This window comes from Thermosulfurimonas sp., assembly GCF_015491435.1.
GTDB lineage: Bacteria > Desulfobacterota > Thermodesulfobacteria > Thermodesulfobacteriales > Thermodesulfobacteriaceae > Thermosulfurimonas_A.
Genome location: NZ_WFVX01000010.1, coordinates 1 through 9,046 on the forward strand (window position 1 = coordinate 1; position 9,046 = coordinate 9,046).

The window sequence follows — 9,046 nt, forward strand, 5'->3', positions numbered from 1 at the left end:
CGTCAGATGTGTATAAGAGACAGGGGCCCTATCACCCGGGAGGTGGCGGAAAAGGCCCTGGAACTTATGGATCTGGACCCTATGGGGCTTTCTCCCCTGGACCGTCGTATCCTTCTCACCATCCTGGAGAAGTTCGACGGAGGGCCGGTGGGGCTCTCCACCCTGGCCACCGCCCTGTGTGAGGACCCCCAGACCCTTGAGGACCTCTACGAACCTTATCTCATCCGCTGCGGGCTTCTGCGGCGCACCCGCAAGGGCCGCGTTCTCACGGAGAAGGCCTATCTCTATTTGAAAGCCCCCAGGGATTCGTTATTCTTTTAAGGAAATGACCCGTCTGACCATACCCGAGATCCAGAACCGAAAGGGCCGGGAGCCCCTGGTGGCGCTGACCGCCTATGATTTTGTGTCCGCCCGTCTGGCCGAGGAAGCCGGGGTGGATATCCTCCTGGTGGGCGATTCCGCGGCCATGGTCGTTCTGGGCTACGAGGACACCCTTCCCATTACCATGGAGGAGATGCTGGTCTTTGCTCGAGCCGTGGTCCGGGGCTCAAGCCGGGCCCTGGTGGTGGGAGACATGCCGTTTATGTCCTATCAGACCGGTCCGGTGGAGGCCATTCGCAACGCCGGGCGTTTCGTGAAGGAGGGAGGCTGTCAGGCGGTCAAGATCGAAGGCGGCGAGGAGATAGCCGAGATCGTGGCCGCGGTGACCAGGGCCGGGATACCGGTCCTGGGGCACATCGGTCTCACCCCCCAGCGGGCCTCGGCCCTGGGAGGCTACAAGGTCCAGGGGCGGGATCTGGAATCCGCCCGGAAACTCCTGCGCGACGCCGAGGCCCTATGCCAGGCCGGGATCTTTGCCCTGCTCCTGGAATGTGTGCCTGCGGAGCTGGCCAGGGTCATCACGGAACGGGTCCCGGTTCCCACCCTCGGTATCGGGGCCGGCCCCCACACCGATGGCCAGATCCTGGTCTTCCATGACGTGGTGGGGCTCTGGCCGCGCTTCAAGCCCCGTTTTGTGCGTACCTACGGAAAAGCGGATCAGGAGATCCTTCAGGCGGTCAAAAACTATGTCCAGGACGTCCGGGCCGGACGCTTTCCCGGCCCGGACGAGAGTTTCGGAATGTCACCGGAAATACTAGAGACTCTGAAGCTCTAACTCGTCCCGATCGTGAATCCCCAGAAGCTTGATGCGGAAGATCACGTTTTTCCCGGCTAAAGGCGGGTTAAGGTCCAGCACGATGCGATTTTCATCCACCGCGGTAACCAGGGCCGGGAACTGCATCTCTCCCTGAGGGGTATCCACAATAAGATTGAGCATCATCCCTTCCCGGGGTTCGGTTTCCAGAGAGATAGCCCCCCTCGGGATCTCCCGAACCAGATTCTCATCCCGCGGGCCGAAAGCCTTGTCCGGCGTGAGAAGGACCTCCTTTTCCTCCCCCTCGGCCATGCCTATCACCGCCTCCGAGAGCCCGGGGATGATCTCCGGGGAACCCACCTCGAAGAAGAAAGGCTCCCCTTCCGGGGTCTCCTCAAAAATCTCCCCGTTTTCCAGCATCCCAACACAATAAATGCTTACTACGTCCCCTACCTTTGCCCTACGCATACAAAACTCCTTCCGTGGATTTGATTATTTACGACTGGGAGAGAGGAAAACCTCCACCCCCGGCCGCAAAATTATCTTACCATGCTTTGGCCGAGGTCAATACCCCGTTTGGCCGCCGGCTGGGGGCAGGGGGGAAGAAAGAAGAATATCCGGGTGGGTATGCCGTCAGAGAGACGGGTAGCACCGGGGGCCGAAAGCAGATTCTTCAGGGCTTCGATGTGCAACCGATGGCCGGAAAGCTCGGCTTCTACCTCTCCTTTGAAGGCCCATCCGCTTCCGAACAGGTCGCCCACCAGGTCCAGGGCCTTGTGCCGTACGAACTCGTCCGATCGCTGTAATTTCCCGTTGAGGACCCCTTTTTCGTCCAGCACGATGGCATTGGAAAGATTCCCTCCACGCAGGATGCCCTTTTCCTTGCGTCGGAGCAGATCGTCCTTGAAACCAAAAGTGCGGGCCGGAGCGAGTTCCCGCTGATAGGTGATAGGATTTATGCTCAGACGGAGGCTCTGTTCCCCGATGAGCGGATGATCGAAAGCGATACGAACCCGGATGATGAATTGGTCGGCGGGGCGGAAGCGGATGATCCCCACGCCGTTGCGGACCTGAAAGGGTTGCACCACCTCCACAAAACGTTTGGGGACCGGCTGCACCCGAATTCCCCGGCACAGGATCTCCCGGACGAAAACGGTGGCCGAGCCATCGAAAAGGGGGATTTCCGGGCCCCATACCCGCACAATCAGATTATCGATACCCAAACCGTGGAGGGCCGAAAGAAGGTGTTCCACCAGATAGACGGAGTGCCGTCCATCGGAAACCACCGTGGCTCCATCCGTGCCCAGAATGTTTTCCGGACGCAGAGGGATACACGGGGCCCCGGGAAGATCCTCCCGCACAAAGAGGATACCCTGCCCCGGAGGCGCCGGTTCCAGCACCAGCCGAATCTGTTGTCCGGAAAAGACTCCCTCTTCCTTCAATTCCACGCTGTCCGCCACGGTCTGCTGTAGAGTGTGCATCTCGCCTCCGCACCCAAAAGGGGATCGCTTTTATAATAACAAGATCTGTGCCATATCCTAGGGAGATCTTCGGATCGAGAAGAGCGGGCCCTTTTCCCCTCTCCGGCCCGGGATATTGCAGGGAATCTGTCCGTTTAAGGAGACAGTGTAACTTTGAGGGAAAGCTTCCTCTGCCTCAGAAATAGGGAAACTCCAGGCGACGCAGCAGCCTTTCCTCCTTGCGCCAGCCCCGGAGCACCTTTACCCAGAGGTCCAGGTAAACCCGCTTTCCGAAAATGAACTCCAGCTCCTCCCGGGCCAGGGTGCCGATTTTTTTGAGCATCTGTCCGCCCTTTCCGATTACGATCCCCTTCTGGGAATCCTTTTCCACATAAATGGTGGCCTGAATGATCAGGAGGTTCTTTTCCGGATCCTCCCGGAACTCCTCCACCACCACCGCCGTGGAATAAGGGATCTCCTGGCGGGTGAGCATAAAGAGCTTTTCCCGGATGATTTCCGCGGCCAGCACCCTTTCGGGCTGATCGGTGACCATTTCCGGGGGGTAGTAGGCCGGTCCCTCTGGAAGCATGGCCACGATCTCCTGGACCAGCTCCTCCAGCCCGTCCCTTTCCAGGGCCGATACCGGAACGATGGCCCGAAAGGGATAGGCCCGGGAAAAATAGTCCATCATGGGCAGGAGCTCGCCCTTCTTGATCAGGTCGATCTTGTTGAGGACCAGAATGGTGGGTTTTCCCGCCCGCTTGATGATCTCCAGGATTTTTTCCTCGGCCTGGGGACGGCGATCCGAGGCATCCACCACCCAGACCACCCCGTCCACCTCTTCCAGGGCCCGCAGCGCCTGTTCCACCATCAGCCGATTGAAAAGGTCCCGGGCCTCGTGAATACCGGGAGTATCCACAAAGACGATCTGATAATTCGGCCCGGTAAGAATCCCCCGCAGATTGAAACGGGTGGTCTGGGGCTTGGGAGTGGCTATGGCCACTTTGCTCCCTACGAGCTGATTCATCAGGGTGGATTTCCCCACATTGGGAAGCCCTATGATAGCCACAAACCCGGAACGAAAGGGGTTAGAAGACACCGGAACACTCCTTTAGTTTTCTTTCTGTGAGGAAAGGTTAAGAAGCCCTTGCAGTTTATGCAAGGCCTTGCGGGCAGCCTCCTGAGCGGCCTCCTTTTTGGACCCTCCCTGCCCCCGGGCCAGGGGCTTTCCTCCCAGTAACACCTCTACCACAAATAAAGGAGCGTGCGAGGGTCCTTCCTCCTTTACCACCCGGTAGGTGGGAGTTTCCTTGAAGCGGGCCTGGGCCAGTTCCTGAAGACGTGAACGATAATCGGCCAGCAGCCCCCTGCGGGCCTGGGGGATCAGGGACCGAAAAAGCCGTTTTACACAGGAGAAGGCCTTATCGTAGCCTCCGTCCAGATAGACGGCCCCCAGAACCGCCTCCAGAGTGCCGGCCAGAATGGAGGCCTTGCGGGTGCCCCCGGAACGCTTTTCTCCCTGACTGACCAGAATAAAATCCGAAAGGCCCAGACGTTCGGCCACGCTGGCCAGGCGTTCCTCCCGCACCAGCCAGGCCCGCATCTTGGATAGATCCCCTTCCGGGGCCTCCGGAAACTTTTCATAAAGCAGATGGGCTATGGCCGCCGAAAGAATGGCATCGCCGAGGAACTCCAGGCGTTCGTTATCCGAGCCCGCAGGGAATCTTTTTTCCACGGCATAGGAACGATGCACCAGGGCCCGGATCAGGAGGGCCGGATCCCGAAAACGGAATCCCAGACGTTCCTCCAGGAAAGGGAGACGGGCATAAATATCTTTCATCGGGCTACCAGAAAGGCGGTGGGGAATTCCCGTTTTAATTTTTGCGCCTTTTTTCGCGCCAGATCCAGATCATAGGCCAGAAAGATCTTGACCCGATAAAAGGTGCCCCGGGGCGAGGTGTAGGGCTCAATGAGCACAGAGGGGAAACGCCGGGCCAGTCTTTCTCTCAATCGCACTGCCAGGGCATAGTGCCGAAAGGCCCCTACTTGAAGATAAAATTCTCCCTTGCGCCATCGGGGAATACGCTTGAAGACCACCCGGTTTCCGGAGCGATGCCCCTCGGCCAGGGCCACCAGCCGAACCCGTACCACGCCCTTTTCCAGCATTCCCAGGGCCCGGGCCGCGGCATAGGAGAGATCGATGATCCTTCCCGGAACAAAGGGCCCTCTATCGTTTATGCGGACCACCACCCGGCGTCCGTTCTCCAGATTGGTTACCAGGACATAAGTTCCCAGGGGAAGGATGCGGTGAGCCGCGGTGAAGGCGTACATGTTGTAGATCTCTCCGCTTGCGGTTCTCTTACCGTGAAATCCCGGGCCGTACCAGGAGGCCAGCCCCTCCTCCACATACCCTGCCGCCGAGGGCAGGGGATAATAGGTGTGACCGTTTACGGTATAGGGTTTGCCCCAAGAGGGGTAGCTCTTTCCCGCAGGCTTGAGAGGTACATGGACAATATGCACCGTATTCCGCGGCCCCCCGCAGGAAAAGAGGATCAACAAAAACCCGCCCACAAGCAAACGCCGGTAGAAATGAAAAGACATGGCCTTCCTTCTTCCGGAAGATTATACTACAATGCCGCCGTGAGGGAAAAAGCGACCCTTCGTTCGGTTCTGGAGATCCTGGGGCTTACTTTCCTTCTAGGAGGTCTCTTTGAGGCCGTCTTTCTCCCCGCGGCCAGGATCTTCCTCTTTCTTCTCTTTTTCCTCATCTACGGCCTTTATCTCCGCTCTTACCACCGCAAGGGGGCCTGGAAACTCTTGGCAAGCTTTCATCTTCTGGAACTCGTCCTCTTTCCGGCAGCGGGTCTCCTTTCCGGAGCCCTCTTCTATCTCTCGGTCCTTTTCTTTCTGGGAGGAAGAGACTACGGGGTTCCCATGCTCCCCGCCCTTATCGTGGGAGCCCTCGCCTTAATCTTTTTCCCACCCCTTTTTCTCTCCGTCCACTGTATCCTGGTCCTCCTCGTGCGCCGGTGGGGGATCCTCCGGACCGCGGGCCCGGCCGAGGCCCTGCGCTTAAGTCTCCTTTCCGCAGGTCTCTTCCTGGTGGTATCCGCGGGAATAAAAGGCGGAATTTCCCTTTATTCCTCCCACCTTACGGAAACCCCCGAGGTGATCTCCGGCCCGGAGATCACTTTCCGTCCCCTTCCCGCAGGATTTTCCGGGGCCTACGCCCTCCTCCATGCGGAATTTCTTCACCGGAGAAGGATCGTTTCTTACCGTCTGATTCTTAAGGGCAAAAGAGCTCCGATCCTTCTTAAGGAAAGGGTGGGAGAGAAACTTCTTTTCCTGGTCCCGGAAAGGTTTGAGCCTCCCGCGGAAGGGGCCCGGCTGCGTCTTGAGACCGTGGAGGAGTATCCCTTCCTCGGGGAAGGCCCCGGACCGACCTATGAGCTTCCGGTAAGGTTCGGAACGGGGCTTCCGGCAACGGAACTCAGAAAGGCCTTCTGGGTTGAGGGAGGGAACCCCGGCCTGCGCCTTGAGTTCGAGGCCCATCTTCCCCAGGAATGGCTTGAGGTCTGCCTCAACTTCGGAGGGCGCCTTATTCTTTTGGCCGGAAGGGGGCGAGAGCTCCGCTTTAAGGCCTACGGCGGACGCTATATAAAACGCGGAAAGGAGGAATACCTCTGCTATGAGCCCCCGGAACTTCCGAAATTCCCGGTCCTCGGGACTTTCTCCCTCTTTCTTCCCATGCCCCGCGAGGACTTTGAGGTCTTAAAGAGATACGGACTTGCCGGATCCGGTTTCTCCCCCATAACCTTAAAAGGCCTTCTTCGAGCCCGGGTCCGTCTCCCCGTAGCCTCCGGGAAGATCCTTGAAGAACGCTTTGAGGCCACGCTCGCCCCGCCCCATGAGAGATCTTGAAGCCGAGAAGAAAAAATTGAGAGAGCTTGTCTGGCGCAGGCTTACCGAGGCCGGGGTGGCGCGTTTTCCCGGGGCCTACGGACGCATACCCAACTTCGTCGGGGCCGAGGAGGCCGCCCGCAGGGCCCTTGAGCTGCCGGAAGTGCGGGAGGCCCGGGTGGTCTTCGTCAATCCCGACAGCCCCCAGTATCCCCTGCGGGCCGCCCTTCTCTCGGAGGGCAAGATCCTGGTCCTGGCCAAACCCGGGCTCGAGGGAGAAATTCCCTTCCTCCTGCTCCATCCCTCCCGGCTCCGGGTGCATCCCCTGCGGGCCGCCACCCTCAAGGGGGCCTTCCGCTACGGAGAACCCCTGCGAAGCGAGGACCTTCCCCCGGTGGATCTCTTCGTTACCGGATGCGTGGCGGCAAGCCCCCGGGGAGAAAGACTGGGAAAAGGAGGGGGATTTGCCGACCGGGAATACGCCCTCCTTCTTTCCCGGGAGAAAATCGGGCCCGAGACCCCGGTCCTTACCACCGTGCACGAGATCCAGCTCCTTCCCCGTATCCCCCAGGAAGATCACGACCTGCGCCTCACCCTCATCGTCACCCCGGAACGTATCCTGCGTGTTTCACGTGAAACATCGCCATCTTGTCGAAGGAAAGGGTCGTCGCTAAAATATTTTTAGTGAAAAATTCTTTTGTTCCCGAGATCCTGGATCTTCTCCCGGATGGGGTGATGGTCCTCGATGGGGAGGGGAGGGTTCTTTATGCCAATCAGGCCCTTTCCTCCATTCTCAAGGTCCCGCTCCCCCGGATAATCGGGGCCCGCTGTTACGAATTGCTCCACCGCAGCAAGACCCGTCCGCCCTTCTGCATGCACATGCGAGTGAATATCGAAGGGCATCCCTGTATGGACGAATTTTACGAGGACCATCTGGGGTGCTGGCTCTGGGCCTATGCGGCTCCGGTAAAGGATGAAGAAGGGAATCTTCTGGGGATCTTCCATATCTTCCGGGATATTACCGCGGAAAAGAAACATCTCCTGGGCAACCATCTCTTTGTAAAGATCGTGGAGACCCTTCCGGGTTTCTTCTATCTTTCGGATCACGACTATCGGATCCTTGCGGCCAATCGTCGTTTTAAGGAGTGGGTGGAAGAGGAGCCCATAGGTAAACGGTGCTATGAGGTCATTTACAGGCAGAAAGAGCCCTGCAGCTGGTGTCGGCAGGAAGAGGTTTTCCGGGAGGGAAAGACCATTCAGTGGGAGGCTATAAATCCGCGGGATGGTCGATGGTACCTGGCCATTAACACCCCCTTTGATTCCCCCACCGGGGAACGACTCAAGATCAGTCTTATCTTCGATATCCATGAACGCAAGCTCCTGGAGGAGAAGCTCCGGCGACTCTTCGAGGATAATCCCGCCGGTCTGGTGGTTACGGATCTTGAGGGGCGCATCCTTATGGCCAATCGGGCCCTGAAAAGACTTCTGCAGGTTCCGGAAGAAGCCGATCTCCGGGGGCAGGAAGTGCAGCAGTTTTATCGCGAACCCCGGGAACGTGAGAACTTCCTTAAGATTCTTCTCGAGAAGGGAGAGATTTCGGGTTACGAAATCCATCTGCGGGATCGATCCGGGGGGGAGAGGACCTTCCTCGTCTCCTCCCGGGTCTTCCGGCAGGGCCCGCGGCTAGAGATCTGGAGCAGCCTTCAGGATATAACCCCCCTTAAGAGGATGGAACTGGCCCTGGCCGAAAGCGAGGCCCGGTTTCGTACCCTGGCCGAAAATGCCCCTCTGGCGGTTATCCTCATGGATGAGAACGGTCGGATCACCTATTTTAATCCCGCCGCCGAAAAGATCTTCGGCTATCAGGAAAGGGAAGTCCTGGGTAAGGACCTTCACCTTACCCTGGCCCCTTCCGAATATCATGAGGCCTATCTCCAATCCTTTGCCCGGGTCAAAAGGACCGGAAAGAGTCGCCTGGTGGGGAAACGGCTGGAATTTAAGGCCCGTCGGAGGGACGGGAGTCTCTTTCCGGTGGAGGTGTATTTTTCCATCATTCAGGTGGGGAAAAAGCGCTTCTATCTGGGGATAGTTCAGGATATTTCCGAACGTAAACTCTTGGAGGAGGAAAGGGTTCAACTGGAAAAACACCGGGCCCTTGAGCTTCTCGCCGGAGGGGTGGCCCACGACTTCAATAACCTCCTGACCTCTCTCCTGGGCAATCTGGAGCTCCTTTCCCGCACGGTGGAGGACCCGCGGGTGCTGGAAGTCCTTTCCCGTTGCGAAAAGGTGGCCCAGCGGGCCAAAAATCTGGCCCGCGATCTGCTTACCTTCTCCCGGGGAGATATTCCTCAACCCAAGGAAGTGATTATCAAGGATTTTCTCAAGGAACTGGTCTCCTTTCTGGTGCACGGCTCCTCGGTGCGGGTGCATCTGGAGATCCCCGAGGGGATTCCCCCTTTACGGATGGACAGTTCCCACTTTGCGCAGATGATCCAGAACCTAGTCCTCAATGCCCTGGAGGCCATGCCTCAGGGAGGGGATATATTTATTC

The 9,046-nt window shown here is 58.3% G+C and carries 10 protein-coding genes; 5 read left to right on the forward strand and 5 right to left on the reverse strand.

Features of this window, described 5'->3' with window-relative positions:
• Together F8J34_RS00420 and panB are read left to right on the forward strand one after the other, a co-directional pair.
• The coding region (locus F8J34_RS00420; RefSeq protein WP_297055186.1) for a Holliday junction DNA helicase RuvB C-terminal domain-containing protein at positions 1-321 on the forward strand (321 nt) is incomplete at its 5' end.
• Between the two features lie 4 nt (positions 322-325).
• Complete coding sequence (gene panB, locus F8J34_RS00425) at positions 326-1,156, forward strand: 3-methyl-2-oxobutanoate hydroxymethyltransferase (RefSeq protein ID WP_297055189.1); 831 nt, start codon at positions 326-328, stop codon at positions 1,154-1,156.
• Here panB and F8J34_RS00430 read toward each other — a convergent pair.
• The 5 genes from F8J34_RS00430 to F8J34_RS00450 form a co-directional block, all read right to left on the reverse strand.
• The gene (locus tag F8J34_RS00430) at positions 1,136-1,603 is read right to left on the reverse strand and encodes a peptidylprolyl isomerase (protein ID WP_297055196.1); all 468 of its coding nucleotides are present in this window, start codon (positions 1,601-1,603) and stop codon (positions 1,136-1,138) included. The genes panB and F8J34_RS00430 overlap by 21 nt on opposite strands.
• Before the next feature lie 71 nt (positions 1,604-1,674).
• Positions 1,675-2,616 (reverse strand): UDP-3-O-acyl-N-acetylglucosamine deacetylase, encoded by a 942-nt coding sequence (gene lpxC / locus F8J34_RS00435; RefSeq protein WP_297055198.1) that lies wholly within the window; start codon positions 2,614-2,616, stop codon positions 1,675-1,677.
• A 175-nt stretch (positions 2,617-2,791) separates the two neighbouring features.
• A complete protein-coding gene (gene era / locus F8J34_RS00440) occupies positions 2,792-3,694 on the reverse strand; it encodes a GTPase Era (protein ID WP_297055201.1) in 903 nt (300 codons plus the stop codon).
• Between the two features lie 12 nt (positions 3,695-3,706).
• Entirely contained in the window at positions 3,707-4,435 is a 729-nt protein-coding gene (gene rnc, locus F8J34_RS00445; protein ID WP_297055204.1) for a ribonuclease III, read from the reverse strand.
• Complete coding sequence (locus tag F8J34_RS00450; protein WP_297055206.1) at positions 4,432-5,196, reverse strand: septal ring lytic transglycosylase RlpA family protein; 765 nt, start codon at positions 5,194-5,196, stop codon at positions 4,432-4,434. The genes rnc and F8J34_RS00450 overlap by 4 nt, the downstream gene beginning before the upstream one ends.
• Positions 5,197-5,235: 39 nt before the next feature.
• On the opposite strand from F8J34_RS00450, the gene F8J34_RS00455 reads away from it, so the two are divergent.
• The 3 genes from F8J34_RS00455 to F8J34_RS00465 form a co-directional block, all read left to right on the forward strand.
• Positions 5,236-6,516, forward strand: coding sequence for a hypothetical protein (locus F8J34_RS00455; RefSeq protein WP_297055208.1), 1,281 nt, complete (start codon positions 5,236-5,238; stop codon positions 6,514-6,516).
• A 16-nt stretch (positions 6,517-6,532) separates the two neighbouring features.
• A complete protein-coding gene (locus F8J34_RS00460) occupies positions 6,533-7,180 on the forward strand; it encodes a 5-formyltetrahydrofolate cyclo-ligase (protein ID WP_297055212.1) in 648 nt (215 codons plus the stop codon).
• Positions 7,180-9,046: PAS domain S-box protein (locus F8J34_RS00465; protein WP_297055215.1), on the forward strand; the 1,867-nt coding region annotated here is incomplete at its 3' end. The genes F8J34_RS00460 and F8J34_RS00465, both read left to right, overlap by 1 nt.